The 17,740-nt window shown below is 59.8% G+C and carries 16 protein-coding genes; 12 read left to right on the forward strand and 4 right to left on the reverse strand.

Annotated features, from left to right (window positions below; translation table 11 throughout):
* Positions 1-103: 103 nt before the first annotated feature.
* From JZX89_RS20195 to JZX89_RS20215, 5 genes are all read left to right on the forward strand, one after another.
* Positions 104-1,708 carry an ABC transporter substrate-binding protein gene (locus JZX89_RS20195; RefSeq protein ID WP_149901189.1) on the forward strand — a complete coding sequence of 535 codons (1,605 nt, stop codon included), beginning with the start codon at positions 104-106 and terminating at the stop codon, positions 1,706-1,708.
* A 62-nt stretch (positions 1,709-1,770) separates the two neighbouring features.
* Positions 1,771-2,778: an ABC transporter permease subunit gene (locus JZX89_RS20200; protein ID WP_149901188.1), complete on the forward strand. Its 1,008-nt coding sequence runs from the start codon at positions 1,771-1,773 to the stop codon at positions 2,776-2,778.
* On the forward strand, positions 2,775-3,689 hold the full coding sequence (locus tag JZX89_RS20205) for an ABC transporter permease subunit (protein ID WP_149901187.1): 915 nt from the start codon (positions 2,775-2,777) through the stop codon (positions 3,687-3,689). The genes JZX89_RS20200 and JZX89_RS20205 overlap by 4 nt, the downstream gene beginning before the upstream one ends.
* Before the next feature lie 3 nt (positions 3,690-3,692).
* On the forward strand, positions 3,693-4,532 hold the full coding sequence (locus JZX89_RS20210; protein WP_207135165.1) for an ABC transporter ATP-binding protein: 840 nt from the start codon (positions 3,693-3,695) through the stop codon (positions 4,530-4,532).
* Positions 4,529-5,374 (forward strand): ATP-binding cassette domain-containing protein, encoded by an 846-nt coding sequence (locus JZX89_RS20215; RefSeq protein ID WP_149901185.1) that lies wholly within the window; start codon positions 4,529-4,531, stop codon positions 5,372-5,374. The genes JZX89_RS20210 and JZX89_RS20215 overlap by 4 nt, the downstream gene beginning before the upstream one ends.
* Before the next feature lie 52 nt (positions 5,375-5,426).
* On the opposite strand, the gene JZX89_RS20220 is transcribed toward JZX89_RS20215, so the two are convergent.
* Together JZX89_RS20220 and JZX89_RS20225 are read right to left on the reverse strand one after the other, a co-directional pair.
* Entirely contained in the window at positions 5,427-6,896 is a 1,470-nt protein-coding gene (locus JZX89_RS20220; protein ID WP_207135166.1) for a mannitol dehydrogenase family protein, read from the reverse strand.
* Between the two features lie 107 nt (positions 6,897-7,003).
* Entirely contained in the window at positions 7,004-7,678 is a 675-nt protein-coding gene (locus tag JZX89_RS20225; RefSeq protein ID WP_207135167.1) for a GntR family transcriptional regulator, read from the reverse strand.
* Positions 7,679-7,959: 281 nt separating this feature from the next.
* Between JZX89_RS20225 and JZX89_RS20230 the strand changes: the two genes are divergently transcribed.
* Entirely contained in the window at positions 7,960-9,078 is a 1,119-nt protein-coding gene (locus JZX89_RS20230) for a mandelate racemase/muconate lactonizing enzyme family protein (RefSeq protein ID WP_174374624.1), read from the forward strand.
* A 52-nt stretch (positions 9,079-9,130) separates the two neighbouring features.
* On the opposite strand, the gene JZX89_RS20235 is transcribed toward JZX89_RS20230, so the two are convergent.
* Entirely contained in the window at positions 9,131-10,153 is a 1,023-nt protein-coding gene (locus JZX89_RS20235; RefSeq protein ID WP_207135168.1) for an LLM class flavin-dependent oxidoreductase, read from the reverse strand.
* A gap of 135 nt (positions 10,154-10,288) precedes the next feature.
* A complete protein-coding gene (locus tag JZX89_RS20240; RefSeq protein ID WP_149901180.1) occupies positions 10,289-11,206 on the reverse strand; it encodes a LysR family transcriptional regulator in 918 nt (305 codons plus the stop codon).
* Positions 11,207-11,439: 233 nt separating this feature from the next.
* On the opposite strand from JZX89_RS20240, the gene JZX89_RS20245 reads away from it, so the two are divergent.
* The 6 genes from JZX89_RS20245 to JZX89_RS20270 all read left to right on the forward strand — a co-directional run bounded on the left by JZX89_RS20245 (position 11,440) and on the right by JZX89_RS20270 (position 17,735).
* A complete protein-coding gene (locus tag JZX89_RS20245; protein WP_153515760.1) occupies positions 11,440-12,648 on the forward strand; it encodes an ABC transporter substrate-binding protein in 1,209 nt (402 codons plus the stop codon).
* A gap of 29 nt (positions 12,649-12,677) precedes the next feature.
* Positions 12,678-13,463 carry an ABC transporter ATP-binding protein gene (locus JZX89_RS20250; protein ID WP_207135169.1) on the forward strand — a complete coding sequence of 262 codons (786 nt, stop codon included), beginning with the start codon at positions 12,678-12,680 and terminating at the stop codon, positions 13,461-13,463.
* A 1-nt stretch (position 13,464) separates the two neighbouring features.
* Complete coding sequence (locus tag JZX89_RS20255) at positions 13,465-14,166, forward strand: ABC transporter ATP-binding protein (protein ID WP_207135170.1); 702 nt, start codon at positions 13,465-13,467, stop codon at positions 14,164-14,166.
* 2 nt (positions 14,167-14,168) lie between these two features.
* Positions 14,169-15,056 carry a branched-chain amino acid ABC transporter permease gene (locus JZX89_RS20260; RefSeq protein WP_149901176.1) on the forward strand — a complete coding sequence of 296 codons (888 nt, stop codon included), beginning with the start codon at positions 14,169-14,171 and terminating at the stop codon, positions 15,054-15,056.
* A gap of 1 nt (position 15,057) precedes the next feature.
* Complete coding sequence (locus JZX89_RS20265; RefSeq protein WP_207135171.1) at positions 15,058-16,065, forward strand: branched-chain amino acid ABC transporter permease; 1,008 nt, start codon at positions 15,058-15,060, stop codon at positions 16,063-16,065.
* Positions 16,066-16,139: 74 nt separating this feature from the next.
* Entirely contained in the window at positions 16,140-17,735 is a 1,596-nt protein-coding gene (locus JZX89_RS20270) for a GMC family oxidoreductase (RefSeq protein WP_207135201.1), read from the forward strand.
* The last annotated feature ends 5 nt before the right edge of the window (positions 17,736-17,740 follow it).

Below are 17,740 nucleotides of genomic sequence, written 5' to 3' on the forward strand. Positions count from 1 at the left end.
AAGACCGAACGGCGGCGCGGGTTCCCGTGTTGCTGCTGACCAGAAGAGGTAGGCCCCCAAACGGGGCCGCAGGAACTCAGAAAAAGAGGGAAAGGACCACCAGATGAAAACGCTGACCCGCAGTTTGCTTATCGCCTCTGCGATTGCGATGACTTCCGCCGTGCCTGCCATGGCGAAGACCTTCGTTTATTGCTCCGAGGCGTCGCCGGAAGGCTTCGATCCGTCGCCTTACACCGCCGGCGGCACCTTCGATGCCTCCGCGCATCCGGTATACAACCGTCTGGCCGAGTTCAAGAAGGGCACGACCGAAGTTGAGCCGGGCCTTGCGGAAAAATGGGATGTTTCGAGCGATGGCCTCGAATACACGTTCCACCTGCGCAAGGGTGTCAAGTGGCACTCCAATGAGAAGTTCACGCCGAGCCGCGATTTCAACGCCGATGACGTGATCTTCAGCTACAACCGCCAGGGCGACGCGAAGAACCCGTGGAACCAGTATATCGCAGGCATCACCTACGAATATTACAATTCCATGGAAATGCCGTCGTTGATCAAGGAAATCGTCAAGGTTGACGATTACACCGTCAAGTTCGTGCTGACGCGCCCGGAAGCGCCATTCCTCGCCAACATCGCCATGCCTTTCGCTTCGATCGTGTCGAAGGAATATGCCGACACGCTTGATAAGGCCGGCACTAAGGAAGACTTCAACAACCTGCCGATCGGCACCGGTCCGTTCAAGTTCGTCGCCTATCAGAAGGACGCGGTCATCCGCTACCAGAAGAATGCCGACTACTGGGGTGACGCGCCGAAGATCGACGACCTGATCTTCGCGATCACGCCTGATGCCGCCGTGCGTCTGCAGAAGCTGAAGGCCGGCGAATGCCACCTGATGCCTTACCCGGCTCCGGCCGATCTCGAAACCATCCGCGCCGACAAAAACCTCAAGCTCGATGAGCAGCCGGGTCTGAACGTTGCCTACTTCGCTTACAACACCACCGTTGCGCCTTTCGACAAGCCGGAAGTCCGCAAGGCGCTGAACATGGCGATGAACAAGCAGGCGATCATCGACGCCGTGTTCCAGGGCGCCGGCCAGGTTGCCAAGAACCCGATCCCGCCGACAATGTGGTCCTACAACGACAGCATCAAGGACGATCCGTATGATCCGGAAGCCGCCAAGAAGGCTCTCGAAGCCGCTGGCGTCAAGGATCTGACGATGAAGATCTGGGCGATGCCGGTGCAGCGTCCCTACATGCCGAACGCGCGCCGCACGGCCGAGCTGATCCAGTCGGATTTTGCGAAGGTTGGCGTCAAGGCCGAGATCGTCTCCTTTGAATGGGGTGAATATCTCAAGAAGTCGACCGAAGTGAACCGCGACGGTTCTGTCATCCTCGGCTGGACCGGCGATAACGGTGACCCTGATAACTTCATGGGCGTTCTGCTCTCCTGCGCCGCGACCGGCGAAGGCGGTGCAAACCGTGCTCAGTGGTGCAACAAGGAGTTCTCCGAGCTGCTTTCCAAGGCAAAGCAGACCACTGACGTTGCCGAGCGCACCAAGCTTTATGAGCAGGCGCAGGTAATCTTCAAGGAACAGGCTCCGTGGGCGACGCTTGCGCACTCCACACAGTTCGTTCCGATGTCCGCCAAGGTTTCCGGCTTCACCATGAGCCCGCTTGGCGATTTCACCTTCGAATCCGTCGATATCGCTGAATAATCCCAAACAACAGGACGCGCGGAAGAACCCTGTTCTTCCGCGCGTCTTTTCAGGAAAAAACCATGATCCGGTTCATTTTCGGCAAACTTCTCTATCTCGTTCCGACCTTCCTCGGGATCACCATGGTCGCCTTCGCCTTCGTGCGTGTTCTGCCGGGCGACCCTGTACTGTTGATGGCGGGTGAGCGCGGCATTTCGCCTGAAAGGCATGCGCAGCTTGCCGAACAGCTCGGCTTTGCCCAGCCCATCTGGCAGCAATATCTGCATTTTCTCGGACGGCTGCTTCAGGGCGATCTCGGCAATTCGCTGGTCACCAAGAAGCCTGTCTTGACCGAGTTCCTGTCGCTCTTCCCCGCGACGGTCGAGCTTGGCCTCGTTGCCATTATCATCGCAACGCTGATCGGCGTGCCGGTCGGCGTCATCGCCGCCATTCGCCGTGGCTCGTGGTTCGACCAGATTTCAATGACGACCGCGCTGATCGGCTTCTCCATGCCGATCTTCTGGTGGGGTCTGCTGCTGATCATCATGTTCTCCGGCATCCTGCAATGGACGCCGGTGTCGGGCCGCATCTCGCTGATGTATTTCTTCCCCTCCGTCACCGGTTTCATGCTGATCGACAGCCTGATTTCGGGGCAAAAGGGCGCTTTCGCCTCGGCCTTGTCGCATCTCATCCTGCCCTCGGTGGTGCTTGCCACTATTCCGCTGGCGGTAATTGCGCGACAGACACGCTCGGCCATGCTGGAAGTTCTGGGTGAGGATTATGTCCGCACCGCCCGTGCAAAAGGCATGTCGGCCTCCCGCGTCGTCGGCGTTCATGCGTTGCGCAACGCCATGATCCCGGTCATCACCACCATCGGCCTGCAGATTGGCGTGCTGATGGCGGGTGCCATCCTGACCGAAACCATCTTTTCCTGGCCGGGCATCGGCAAGTGGATGATCGATTCCATCTCGCGCCGCGACTATCCGGTCGTGCAGAGCGGCCTGCTGCTGATTGCGGGCCTGGTGATGGTCGTCAACCTGCTTGTCGATCTGACCTATGGCCTCATCAATCCGAGGATCCGTCACAAATGAGCGATGTGACCACCACCCCCGGCGTCCGCCTTTCGGACGCCGCCATCCGCCGCCGGATGATCGCCGATTTCTGGTTCTACTTCCGCCAGAATCGTGGCGCCGTCATCGGCCTTGCCGTTTTCCTTCTTCTGGTGCTGGTGGCGGTTTTCGCAGCCGTGATTGCGCCGCATGATCCGACGCAGCAATATCGCGATGCGCTGCTCGTCCCGCCGGTCTGGCAGGATGGCGGCCGTGCGGCATTCCTGCTCGGCACCGATGCGGTCGGCCGTGACATGCTGTCCCGGCTGATCTACGGCGCGCAATATTCGCTGTTCATCGGCGTCGTCGTCGTTTCCATCGCCCTTGTCGGCGGCATCGTCATCGGTCTCGTCGCGGGCTTCTTCGGCGGCTGGGTGGATAGCGTCATCATGCGCGTGATGGACGTTATCCTGGCGTTTCCTTCGCTGTTGCTGGCGCTGGTGCTGGTCGCCATTCTCGGGCCGGGCCTTACCAACGCCATGATCGCCATCGCCATCGTCTATCAGCCGCATTTCGCGCGTCTGACGCGCGCGGCTGTCATGAGTGAATTGCGCCGCGAATATGTCACGGCCGCCCGCGTGGCGGGTGCTGGCAATTTCCGGCTGATGTTCAAGACCATTCTGCCGAATTGCCTTGCACCGCTGATCGTGCAGGCGACGCTGTCCTTCTCGTCCGCGGTTCTCGATGCGGCGGCCCTCGGCTTCCTCGGCATGGGCGCCCAGCCGCCCGCCTCCGAATGGGGCACGATGCTGGCCGAAGCGCGTGAATTCATTCTGCGCGCCTGGTGGGTTGTCACCCTTCCCGGTCTGACGATCCTCATTTCGGTACTCGCCATCAACCTGATGGGCGACGGTCTGCGTGATGCGCTCGATCCTAAACTGAAGCGGAGCTGAGCGATGAGCCTGCTGAAAATCAAGAACCTCACCGTCAAATTCGCCACCGCCACCGGCGCCTTCACCGCCGTCAATGGTATCGACGTCTCCGTCGACAAGCATGAAGTATTGGCCATCGTCGGTGAGTCCGGTTCCGGCAAGTCGGTGTCGATGCTCGCCGTCATGGGGCTTCTGCCCGATACGGCAACGATTACCGCCGATGAGATGACCTTCGACGGCAAGAACCTGCTGGCGCTGACGCCGCAGGAGCGCCGCAGGGTGATCGGCCGCGAGATCACCATGATCTTCCAGGAGCCCGTCGCCTCGCTCAACCCGTCCTTTACGGTCGGGTTCCAGATCGAGGAAGTGCTGCGCCTCAATCTCGGCATGGGCCGCTCCGCCGCCCGCGCCCGGGCGCTGGAACTGTTCCGCGCTGTCGGCATTCCCGAGCCGGAAACCAAGCTTAACGCCTATCCGCACCAGATGTCCGGCGGCCAGTGCCAGCGTGTGATGATTGCCATCGCGATCGCCTCCAAGCCGCGCCTGCTGATTGCTGACGAGCCGACCACCGCGCTCGACGTTACGATCCAGAAGCAGATCCTCGATCTCTTGATGAACCTGCAGGCGGAATACGGCATGGCGCTCATCCTCATCACCCATGATATGGGCGTGGTGGCGGAAACCGCAGACCGCGTCGTTGTGCAATATAAGGGTCGCAAGATGGAGGAGGCCGATGTCTTAAGCCTCTTCGAGGCCCCAAAGCATCCCTATACCAAGGCATTGCTTGCGGCTCTGCCCGAAAATGCTACCGGCGACCGGTTGCCCACGGTTTCCGATTTCTTCGGCAAGGAGGGCGTTCAATGAGCATTGTTGTCGAAGGCAAGGGCATTACCCGCGATTATCATGTTCCGGGCGGCCTGTTCGGTGGCGCCAAGACGGTTCAGGCGCTGAAAGGCATCGATTTTGCCGTCGAGCGTGGCAAGACGCTCGCCATCGTCGGCGAATCCGGTTCGGGCAAGTCGACACTTGCCCGCATCATTGCGCTGATCGATCCCGCATCCGGTGGCGAGTTGAAGATCGATGGCCAGCCGGTCGATATCGCCAGGCGTCGTCCGGACACGCAGATGCGTTCCAAGGTGCAGATGGTGTTCCAGAACCCCTATGGCAGCCTCAATCCGCGCCAGAAGGTGGGTGACGTGCTGATGGAACCGCTTATCATCAACACGAAAATTCCGGCTTCCGAGCGTCGCGAGCGGGCGGAAGCCATGCTGGTGAAGGTCGGCCTCGGTCCTGAACATTTCAACCGCTATCCGCACATGTTCTCCGGCGGCCAGCGCCAGCGCATCGCCATTGCGCGCGCGCTGATGCTCAATCCGGCGCTGCTGGTGCTGGACGAGCCGGTTTCCGCGCTCGATCTTTCGGTGCAGGCGCAGGTCTTGAACCTGCTCCGGGATTTGCAGGAGGAATTCGAGCTGACCTACGTCTTCGTCAGCCACGATCTCTCGGTGGTCCGTTACATCGCCGACGATGTGATGGTCATCTCCAAGGGCGTGGCGGTGGAGCAGGGAACACGCGAGGAACTCTTCGCCGATCCGAAGCACCCCTATACGCGCCAGCTCTTCGCCGCGACACCGATCACGGATGTCGATGCCATCCGCGCCCGCGTGGAACGCCGCAAGGCAGCGCGGCAGGCCGCAACGGCCTGAGCGTAGAAACATCAAGTTAGAAAACAGGCCGGTTTTCCGGCCTGTTTGTTTTTCAGGACCTCAAAAACATGCCGATGGCGGCGAGTGCCCCTTGTTCGCGGATGTCGCGATAGGCGGCTTTCAGGGTGGGCACGAAGTTTTCGTTGCCCGGCAGGTCGTCGCCGAATGTGCGCCTGAAGGTGAGAAAGCGGTCAACGACAGCATCCGGCGCCATTGCCAGCTGGTCCGGCGCATCCCACTCCTTGAAAGCGGGGTCGAGGATGGTGATCGGCTGATCCTTTTCATCCTTGTCCGCACAGGATCTGATCCACAAAGCGACGGCAAAAATAACGGCGCGACAGGCGGCCTTTTCTTCCAGCAGTTCGCGTAACGGGCCAAGAATGCGCAGCAGCACTTTCTGTGAGGCATCGGAGGCGATCTGCATCGTCTTGTGCTGCAGGGAGGGGTTGGCGAAACGCTCTCTGAGGCCGGCTGCGAATTCCGCGCCGTCGACGGCAGGGTCCAACGTCCGGCCGACTTCGCGCCAATAGGCGTCGATGAAATCGCGCACGGTTTTTTCGCCCCATGCATCGGCAACCGTTTTAAGGCCGGCGATCTGACCTATGGCGGCGATGGCGCTGTGGGAACCGTTCAGCATTCTGAGCTTCATATGTTCGTAAGGCTCGACATCGCTGACGAACTCCACGCCCGATCTTTCGAGCGCCGGCCTTCCATGCGGAAAATTGTCCTCGATGACGAAGCGGAAATAGGGCTCCGCCACCACCGGCCAGGCGTCACGCACCCCAAGTGCTGTCGATATCGTATCCCGGTCCGCATCGGTGGTGGCGGGAACGATGCGGTCCACCATGGAGCAGGGGCAGGCAATATTGGCTTCGATGAAGGGTGCCAGTTCCGCGTCGGCGAGTTCCGCAAATTCCAGCAGCAGCTTTTGCAACACATGCCCGTTGGCGGGCAGGTTATCGCAGGAAAGCAGCGTCAGCGGCAGCGAGCCTTCTTTGCGTCTGCGTCGTGTAGCGGCGAGAATGAAACCGAAGATGGAGCGTGGCCGGTTCGGGTTTTCAAGATCGTGGAGAATATCGGGATGGTCACGCAGCAGGCTGCGGGAAGCGAGATTGGTGAGATAACCCTTCTCCGTCACGGTCAGAGTGATGATGAGCACGCGCGGATCGGATAGCCGCTCCACCAGCCTCTCGGGATCTTCCGGCGCAACAATGGTTTCCATGATGGAGCCGATGATGCGCAGGTGCTCGCTCTGGCCGTCGCGTAAGCAGAATGTGTAGAGATTGTCCTGCGGTTCGATGGCGTCGCGTGTGTCCGGGCTGCGCAGCGATGCGGCGACGATACCCCATTGTGTCTCACCACGATTGAGGCAGTCATCAATGAAAACCGCTTGGTGCGCCCGGTGAAACGCACCCACTCCAAGATGCACGATGCCGGGTGTGACCGTTTGGCGATCATAGGCGGGTGTTGCCACGGATTGCGGCAGGCAGGGAAGGGTGGCAGCGGAAAGCCGGTCTGTCATCAATGCGAAATCCCCATGCGGAGCAAGATGGTAGTGGCGGCATCCGGGTATTCGCGCATCATGTCAGTTCCTCCATTTGTCCCTGAATAGGTCGTATTTTGAATGGATCAGGCCCGAGCCTCTTTGAGCAGCCGGACCTGGCGCAGCGTATTCTGCCGGCTGCGCTCGAGATGCCGCCACAGGGCATCGACGATCTGGGCCTTGCTGCCGGCGGCGATGGCGTCGGCGATATTCTGGTGCTCTTCCACCGAACGGGCGTAATCCCCGAGGATCGAGACGAAAACCGTGTGGGTCTGGTCGAGAATGCGCTCATGCGAGCCGGAGATGACGGGAATGCGCGCGGCTGAAACCAGTGTCGTATGAAAGCTGCGGTCGTAAAAAAGCGCTTTCGACAATTCGTCGAGCGTCGGGCCTTTGGCGAATTCACGATGTTTGGCAAGGCTTTCCAGCAGCTGCGCATGCAGCGTTCCGTCCAGTTGCCCGGCATCGAAAGCCACTTCGACGGCGCCTTTTTCAAGCAGCATTCTGGCGGCGTAGAGCTCTTCCACATCTTCCACGGTGAAATCGCGCACTACCATACCGCGCCTTGACGAGTTGACCACCAGCCCGTCGGCCTCGAGTTTCACGCAGGCTTCTTTGACCGGCGTGGGGCTGATGCCGAGATCGGCGGCAAGCTCGTTGGGCAACAGGCGTTCGCCGCCGCGCAATTTGCCACTGACGATGCGCGCGCGCAGTTCCCGGTGCGCCTGTTCGGCGAGCGTGACTTTGACGAGTGTGTTCATGGCCGCATCATTGCCCAGCTTTGAGGGACAGGCAACAATCAAATATTAAAAATAAAAAATTTTTTATTTTACAAAATCCGTTTTTCCGTTAGCTCTATCTGCCATCGGAAGCTGGCTGCCGGAGGAGGGTGGTTCGGCAATCCCCTGACGGCTCAATTCCCGCAGTCATTGGATGTGGGACAATAACGTGACTTCACCAGCCAATCGGTGAAGCGTCGCTCAGAAAAGGGACTTCCGCCTTTCCTCCCCAGAAGCGTTCAAGCATCGAGGAATGACCGATCATGAAAATTACCGCTGTCGAACCTTTCATCCTGCATCTGCCGCTGACATCGGAGTCGATTTCCGATTCCACCCACAGCATCACCCATTGGGGCGTCGTCGGCGCAAAAATCACGACGAGTGACGGCATTGAGGGTTATGGTTTCACCGGCACCCACGCGCATCTGCCGTCCGACAGGCTGATTACGTCCTGTATCAGCGATTGTTATGCTCCTCTGTTGCTGGGTGAGGATGCGTCGGAACATTCGAGACTCTGGACGAAACTTGCCCGTTACCCCTCGCTGCAATGGGTCGGCCGGGCGGGCATCACCCATCTGGCGCTTGCCGCCATCGACGTGGCGCTGTGGGATATCAAGGCGAAAAAGGCGGGCGTGCCGCTCTGGCAATATCTCGGCGGTGCGCGCACGGCAGGCGTGGAAGCCTATAACACCGATATTGGCTGGCTTTCCTTTACGCTGGAGAACCTGTTGGCCGGCAGTGCAAAGGCCGTGGAGGAGGATGGCTTCACCCGCCTGAAGCTCAAGGTCGGTCATGATGATCCGAATATCGACATTGCGCGGCTCGCCGCTGTCCGGAAACGTGTCGGCTCCTCCATCCGCATCGCCATTGACGGCAATGGCAAGTGGGATCTGCCGACATGCCAGCGTTTTTGCGCGTCGGCCAGAGATCTGGATATCTACTGGTTCGAGGAACCGCTGTGGTATGACGACGTCACCAGCCACGCCCGGCTGGCGCGCAGCACATCCATTCCGATCGCGCTCGGCGAGCAGCTTTATACGGTGGATGCGTTCCGCTCATTCATCGATGCCGGCGCAGTCACCTATGTCCAGCCGGATGTGACCCGGCTTGGCGGTATCACCGAATATATTCAGGTGGCTGATCTCGCACTCGCCCATCGCCTGCCGGTGGTGCCGCATGCCGGGGAAATGAGCCAGGTGCATGTGCATCTGAGCTACTGGCATCCGGCTTCGACCATTCTCGAATATATTCCGTGGATCAAGGATCATTTCGAAGAACCGATCCAGGTGCGGGATGGTGTTTACAAACGTCCGGAGCACCCCGGCGCCAGCACGACGCCGCTGGCGGAAAGCTTCGCCCGTTATGGCAAGGCGGTAAAATGAATAAAGGCGGCGCATGGGAATGCGCCGCCTTGCTTATTTTCAGGAACAGCCGTTAGCGCCAGCCAAGAGCCGGGGCTACCTGCTTCAGGATCGTCTCGATCACATGGGCGTTGTAGTCGACGCCCAGCTGGTTCGGCACGGTCAGGAGCAGCGTGTCGGCCTCGGCAATGGCTTCGTCGGCTTTCAGCTGTTCGATCAGCGCTTCGGGCTCGGCGGCATAGCTGCGCCCGAAGATCGCGCGCGTCTTGTCGTCGATATAGCCAATCTTGTCGTCGCCTTCATTGCCGTAACCGAAGTAGGCCCGGTCACGGTCGCTGACGAGGGCGAAGATGCTGCGGCTGACCGAAACACGGGGCTCACGGGCATGTCCGGCTTCCTTCCAGGCTTCCCGGAAGGTGCGGATCTGCTGCGCCTGCTGGACGTGGAAAGGTTCGCCCGTTTCATCCGTCTTCAGGGTGGAGCTTTGCAAGTTCATGCCAAGCTTGGCCGCCCAAACCGCCGTCGCGTTGGAACTCGAACCCCACCAGATGCGCTCGCGCAGCCCTTCGGAATGCGGCTCCAGCCGCAGAAGGCCGGGCGGGTTCGGGAACATCGGTCTCGGGTTCGGCTGGGCAAACCCTTCGCCCTTGAGAAGTTCAAGGAACACCTCGGTATGTTGCCGCGCCATATCTTCTTCAGTTTCGCCCTCGGCGGGGCGAAAGCCGAAATAACGCCAGCCGTCGATCACCTGTTCCGGTGAGCCACGGCTGATGCCGAGTTGCAGGCGTCCGCCGGCAATGAGGTCGGCCGAACCGGCGTCTTCCGTCATGTAGAACGGGTTTTCATAACGCATGTCGATGACGCCGGTGCCGATCTCGATGCTCTTCGTTCTGGCGCCAACGGCAGCCAAAAGCGGAAAAGGCGAGGCAAGCTGGCGGGCGAAATGGTGGACGCGAAAATAGGCGCCGTCGGCGCCGAGTTCTTCGGCGGCCACGGCAAGGTCTATCGATTGCAGCAGCGTGTCGGCCGCTGAGCGGGTCTGCGATTGGGGCGAGGGCGTCCAGTGACCAAAGGATAAAAATCCGATCTTTTTCATGATGACCTTCCAGATGTCGGAGGATGCCGGCTTTCACAACCGGCTTCGTTGTTGTCAGTCATATAAGCAACCGCGCACATCCTCCAATGCGCCACCCGTAAACACGGTGTCGCCGAAATGTGAACGATGGCCGTTTCAGGCAATCGTCCTGCGGTTGAGGATGAAGAGATTTTCATGCGCGCGCGCAGTCGTCAGAATGAAATCCATCAGCGAGCGCACGCGCGGCACGTTGGCAAGGTCCTGATGGCTGGTCAGCCAATAGCCTCGCCGCAATTCCACTTCGTCGGCAAGAACCATCTGCAAGTCCGGAAAACGGGCGGCGATGAAGTTCGGTAATATACACAGGCCACGGCCGCTCAGCGTGGCGGTTAGCTGGGCGAAAATGCTCGATGACTGAAAGTTGGGGCGCAGGCCGGGCATCACGTCGCGCATATAATCGAGACCCGGCGAAAAAATCAGGTCCTGCACGTAACCGATGAAAAAATGGTCGGGCAAATCCTCACGCCGCGTGATTTTCGGATGTCCGGCGAGATAGGAACGCGAAGCATAGATATGCAGCGTGTAATCGATGATCTGTTCGTTGATGTAAGGACCGGCTTTCGGCGGATCGAGCGTGACGGCCACATCCGCTTCCTTTCTGGAAAGCGCCATGATCTGCTGGATCGTCACCATCTCCACCATGATGTGGGGATGGGTGGCGGCGAAGTCTTTCAGCCTCTCCACGAAGAAAAAATTGGAAAAACCTTCAGGGGCGCTTAAGCGCACCACGCCGCGCAGCAGGCTGCCGCTTTCGGAAATATCCGATTGCAGTCTTTCAGCCTCCGCCTCGATACGCTCGACCGTATCGACCAGCCGCCGCCCCACCGTCGTCAGTTCGTAACCACGCGGGTTTCGCTCGAACAGCTTGGTTTTTAGGGAGAATTCCAGGCGGTCGATGTGGCGGGAGACGGTCGCGTGGCTGGTGCGCAGGCTGCGGGCAGCCGACGAGAGTTGTCCGGTGCGGGCCACGGCCAGAAAATATTGCAGATCGTCCCAGGTAAAAGGCGTGGCCATTTTCGTCTCCCATCACGAGTTCTGTTCAAAAATGAACAGTCCCTGTTCGCAATTTGATGATGCCCGGCTCTTGTGTCAACGGACGAATTCGAGAAGTCTAGGCTCAGGATGCGCCGCTTTGAGGAGGGCGGCGTGACCATTCGAGTGCAACGCCGGAGAAGTGCGCCGCACTGCTTCGTTCACCGTTGCACAGACCAATCTGAGGCTCGCAATCATCTCTGGGAGGAGAAGTCATGCGCAAGAGTATCGTTTTATCCACGGCCATGGCACTGGCCGCTGGCACTGCCGCCTATGCTGCCGATGTTTCCGACGGCAAGGTCAAGATCGGCATCCTGAACGACCAGTCGGGTGTCTATGCCAACTTTGGCGGCAAATACTCTTACGAGGCCGCGAAGATGGCGGTTGAGGATTTCGGCGGCAAGGTGCTGGGTGCGCCGGTGGAAGTGGTGACCGCCGACCATCAGAACAAGGCGGATGTCGCCTCCAACATCGCAAGACAATGGTACGACACCGAACAGGTCGATTCGATCATGGAATTGACCTCGTCGTCGGTGGGGCTTGCCGTGCAGGCGCTCTCCAAGGACAAGAAGAAGATCACCGTCAACACCGGCGCGGCGACGACCGAGCTGACGGGGAAACAATGCAGCCCCTATGGTTTCCACTGGGCCTATGACACCTATTCGCTGGCGGTCGGCACCGGCGGCGCACTGGTGAAGCAGGGCGGCGACAGCTGGTTCTTCCTGACTGCGGACTATGCTTTCGGTTACTCGCTGGAAGAAAACACCGCCAATTTCGTCAAAGCCAATGGCGGCAAGGTTCTTGGTTCCGTGCGGCATCCGCTGGCGACAACGGATTATTCCTCGTTCCTGTTGCAGGCGCAGTCTTCGGGCGCGAAGGTCATCGGTCTTGCCAATGCCGGCCTCGACACCTCCAACGCCATCAAGCAGGCGGCTGAATTCGGCATCGTTGCCGGCGGCCAGCGGCTTGCCGCCCTTCTCTTCACACTTGCCGAAGTGCACGGGCTTGGTCTCGAAGCGGCTCAAGGGTTGACGCTGACGGAAGGTTTTTATTGGGACCGTGACGATGAATCGCGCAAATTCGGCGAGCGGTTCAAGGAACGCACCGGCGCCATGCCGAACATGGTGCATGCCGGCACCTATTCCGCCGTGCTGCATTATCTGAAGGCCATCGAAAAGGCCGGCACTGACGATGCCGATGCCGTCGCCAAGGCCATGAAGGAAATGCCCGTCAACGACGTGTTCTCCAAGGACGGTCACGTGGCCGCCAATGGCCGCATGATCCACGACATGTATCTCATGGAAGTGAAGAAGCCGGATGAGAGCAAGCAGCCGTGGGATTATTACAAGGTGCTCGCCACCATCCCCGGCAAGGAAGCCTTCATGGACCCCGCAAAAAGCGGTTGCCCGCTGGTAACGCAATAAAAGACTGACGCAATAAAGGGAAAAGTTTCATGACGATCGCTCCCGCCCTTGCCGGGCAGGCGGAACCTCGCGTCGTGCTGTCGGCGCGCGGTCTCTCCAAGACCTTCGGCGCATTCGCGGCCGTGAAGAATGTCGATCTCGATGTTCACCATGCCCGCGTGCATGCACTGATTGGTCCGAACGGCGCTGGCAAAACCACGGTCTTCAACCTGTTGACCAAGTTTCTCCAGCCGACAGGCGGGGCGATCACCTTCATGAGAACGGACATAACAAAGACGCCGCCGGACAAGGTGGCGCGGCTCGGCCTCGTCAGGTCTTTCCAGATATCGGCGGTATTTCCGCACCTGACGGTTCTGGAAAATGTGCGGGTTGCGTTGCAGCGGCCGAATGGCCTTGCAACGCAATTCTGGCTGCCGCTCTCCTCTCTCGACAGGCTGAATGCCCGCGCCGAGGAGCTGATCGCAACGGTTGGCCTGACCAGGGAAAAACATGCGCTTGCGGCCGATCTTTCCTATGGCCGCAAGCGGGTTCTCGAAATTGCCACCACGCTTGCGCTTGATCCGAAGGTTCTGCTGCTGGACGAGCCGATGGCCGGCATGGGTGGGGAGGACGTCTCCCATGTCGCCGAGCTTATCCGTGAGGTGGCCAAAACCCGCGCGGTGCTGATGGTCGAACATAATCTGAAAGTCGTTGCCGATATCTGCCATCACGTCACGGTGCTGCAGCGCGGTGAAATTCTGGCGGAGGGCGATTATGCCGCGGTTTCCGCCGATCCGCGTGTGCGCACAGCCTATATGGGCACGGAGGAGGCTTGATATGGCGGCAATGCTCGAAGTCTCCAACCTGAAATCCTGGTATGGCGAAAGCCAGGCCCTGCACGGCGTCGATCTGACGGTCGGCGAAGGGGAAACCATCACCATTCTCGGCCGTAACGGTGTAGGTAAAACCACGACGCTGCGCACCATCATGGGCATCATCCGCAATCGCAAGGGCGTCATCAAGCTCGGCGGCAAGGACATGATGCCGGTGCCGCTGCATCGCACGGCGAAATACGGCATCGGTTTCGTGCCGGAAGAGCGCGGTATCTTCGCAACGCTGAGTGTCGAGGAAAATCTGAAGCTGCCGCCCGTCGTTGCACCCGGCGGCATGACGCTCGATGAAATATACGAACTGTTTCCAAACCTTTACGAACGCCGCACCAGCCCCGGCACCAAGCTTTCCGGTGGCGAGCAGCAGATGCTGGCCATGGCGCGCATCCTGCGTACCGGCGTGAAGGTGCTGCTGCTTGACGAACCGACCGAGGGACTGGCGCCTGTCATCGTGCAGCGCATCGGCGAAGTGCTGCAAAAGCTGAAGAGCCGCGGCATGACCGTTGTTCTGGTCGAGCAGAATTTCCGTTTTGCCAGCCGCATTGCCGACCGTTTCTACCTGATGGATCATGGCCAGATGGTCAGCAGTTTTCCGGTGGGTGAGCTGTCCGCCCGCATGGGCGAACTCAATAAAGTGCTGGGGGTTTAACGATGACGATGATCTTCGGCATTCCGGTTCAGGCCCTGCTCGGGCAATTGCTGATCGGCCTCATCAACGGCTCGTTTTATGCCCTGCTGTCTTTGGGCCTTGCCGTCATTTTCGGCCTGCTGCGCGTCATCAATTTCGCCCATGGGGCGCAATATATGCTCGGCGCTTTCGTCGCTTTTCTAGGCCTGCAATATTTCGGCATCAATTTCTGGGTGGCGCTGGTGGTGACGCCACTGGTCGTTGCGCTTTTCGGCGCGATCGTTGAGCGTCTCATGCTGTCGCGACTTTATGATCTCGATCCACTTTACGGGCTGCTCTTCACTTTCGGTTTGGCGCTGGTGGTGGAAGGCACGTTCCGCTGGCTCTACGGTGCGGCGGGCCAGCCCTATTCGGTGCCGCGTGAGCTTGCCGGCGGCACCAATCTCGGCTTCATGTTCCTGCCGAATTACCGCGCCTTCGTCGTCGTCATCTCAATGGTCGCCTGCCTTGCCACCTGGGCGCTGATCGAAAAAACGAGGCTTGGCTCCTATCTGCGGGCGGCGACGGAAAACCCGACGCTGGTGCAGGCCTTCGGCATCAACGTGCCGGTGCTCTTGACGCTGACCTACGCACTGGGTGCGGGCCTTGCAGGCTTCACCGGCGTGCTGGCGGCGCCCATCTATCAGGTCTCGCCGCTGATGGGCACCAACCTCATCATCGTCGTCTTCGCCGTGGTCGTCGTCGGTGGCATGGGGTCGATCATGGGGGCCATTGTCACCGGTTACATGCTCGGCATCGCCGAAGGGCTGACCAAGGTGTTTTACCCGGAGGCCTCCAACATCGTCATTTTCGTCATCATGGCCTTTGTGCTGCTCATCCGCCCCGCCGGACTTTTCGGAAAGGACGCCTGATATGTCCAAAGCCTCCCATAACCCCACTGCCGGTGCGATGCCGCAGGCCGAAGTTTCGACGACTGCGGGAACCATCAAGACCGTGCTCATTCTGGCGGGGCTTGCCCTGCTCATCGCCGCGCCGATGTTTGTCTATCCGATCTTTCTGATGAAGCTCCTGTGCTTTGCGCTGTTTGCCTGCGCCTTCAATCTGCTGATCGGTTACACAGGATTGCTGTCCTTCGGCCATGCGGCGTTTTTCGGCGGTGCGGCCTATTTCACGGCCTATTCGGTGAAGGAATGGGGCGTGACACCGGAAATCGGCCTTGTCATCGGCATGGCCGGCGCTGCCCTTCTCGGCCTCGTTATCGGCTTTTTCGCCATCCGCCGCCAGGGCATCTATTTCGCCATGATCACGCTGGCGCTATCGCAGATGTTTTATTTCTTCTGCCTTCAGGCTCCGTTTACCCATGGTGAGGACGGCTTGCAGGGCGTGCCGCGCGGCCATCTCTTCGGCCTTCTCGATCTCAACGCGCCACTCAACATCTATTACACGGTGCTGGCCGCCTTTGTGCTGGCGCTTCTGGTCATCTGGCGTTTCGTCAACTCGCCCTTCGGCATGATCCTGAAATCCATCCGCGAAAACGAGCAGCGCGCCATTTCGCTTGGCTACAGCGTGCAGCGTTACAAGCTCGGCGCCTTCGTCATGTCGGCGGCGCTTGCCGGGCTTGCGGGCGGTCTGAAAGCGCTGGTCTTCCAGTTCGCGACGCTGACCGACGTCACCTGGCAGATGTCCGGCGAAGTGATCCTGATGACGCTGCTCGGTGGCATCGGCACCATGATCGGCCCGATTTTTGGCGCGGGCCTCGTGGTCACCTTGCAGAACTATCTCGCGACATCGGATTTCCCGGTCACCATCATCACCGGCCTTGTGTTCATGGCCTGCGTTCTGGTGTTCCGGCGCGGTTTGATCGGCGAGTTTTATGCGTCGCGTCTGGGGAGAAAACTCGGCTTCCAGCACCGCGGCTAGACATTTTTGAAAACACTGGAAAGGCCTCCCCCGCGTCCGGGACGACGCGGCAAGGGCGGCGCATGGAGAAGAGCATGGGCGAATATGACTATATCGTCATCGGAGCGGGGAGTGCCGGATGCGTTCTCGCCAACCGCCTTTCGAAAGATCCGAGCAACCGCGTGCTGCTCTTGGAAGCGGGCGGCAATGACAATTACCACTGGATCCATATTCCAGTCGGTTATCTCTATTGCATCAACAACCCGCGCACCGACTGGTGTTTCAAGACGGCGGAAGAGCCGGGGCTGAACGGCCGCGCGCTGATCTATCCGCGTGGCAAGGTTCTAGGCGGCTGCTCCTCCATCAACGGCATGATCTATATGCGCGGCCAGGCGCGGGACTATGACGTCTGGCGTCAGCTCGGCTGCGAGGGCTGGGGCTGGAACGACATCCTGCCCTATTTCTTGAAGTCGGAGGATTTTTATCGCGGCAAGAGCGACCTGCATGCCGCCGGTGGCGAGTGGCGCGTGGAAAAAGCCCGTGTGCGCTGGGATGTGCTTGATGCCTTCCAGAAGGCGGCGGGTGAAGCGGGTATTCCCGCGACCGAGGATTTCAACCGCGGCGACAATGAGGGTGCCGGTTATTTCGATGTGAACCAGCGCTCTGGCTGGCGCTGGAACACGGCCAAGGCATTTCTGAAGCCGGCGCTTGGTCGCAAGAACCTCACGGTCCTCACCAAGGCGCATGTCAAGCGGCTGATCATCGAAGAAGGCCGGGTCACGGGCGTGGAGTTTCACCATGACGGTGTCTTGAAAAAGATGCGGGCGCGGCGCGAGACGGTGCTTTCCGCGGGGGCAATCGGCTCGCCGCATGTTCTGGAGCTTTCCGGTGTCGGCCGTGGCGATGTGCTTCAGGCTGCCGGTATCGACACCGTGGCCGAGGTTCAGGGCGTGGGAGAAAACCTGCAGGATCACCTGCAATTGCGCATGGTCTACAAGGTCTCCGGCGTTCTGACGCTGAATGAGAGGGCCTCCACCCTGTTCGGCAAGGCGCGGATCGGTCTTGAATATGCGCTGACCCGCTCCGGGCCGATGTCGATGGCGCCCAGCCAGCTTGGCGTCTTCACCCGTTCTTCGCCGGAAAAGGAAACCGCCGATCTGGAATATCATGTCCAGCCGGTTTCGCTCGACAAGTTCGGTGATCCGGTTCACACTTTTCCGGCCATTACCGCAAGTGTCTGCAATCTGCGGCCGGAAAGCCGGGGCTCAGTGCATGTGAAAGGACCGGATTTCGCCATGCAGCCGGAAATCCGCCCGAACTATCTGTCCACGGAAGGCGACCGCCAGGTGGCCATCGATTCCATGCGGCTGACACGCCGCATTGTCGCCCAGCCGGCCTTTGCCCGGTTCAAGCCACAGGAATACCGGCCCGGCCCCTCCTTCGAAAACGACAATGATCTCGCCAGGGCGGCGGGTGACATTGGCACCACCATCTTCCACCCCGTCGGCACGTTGCGTATGGGGTCGGATGTGGAAAGTGTCGTCGATAACAGGCTGAAGTTCCGCAGGCTTGCCGGGCTGCGTGTCGCGGACGCCTCCATCATGCCGCGGATCACATCCGGAAATACCAATTCGCCGACGATCATGATTGCTGAAAAGGCTGCCGACATGATCCTTGCGGATAATCGCTGAAAGGA

Source organism: Agrobacterium burrii (assembly GCF_017313405.1).
Taxonomy (GTDB): Bacteria; Pseudomonadota; Alphaproteobacteria; order Rhizobiales; family Rhizobiaceae; genus Agrobacterium; species Agrobacterium burrii.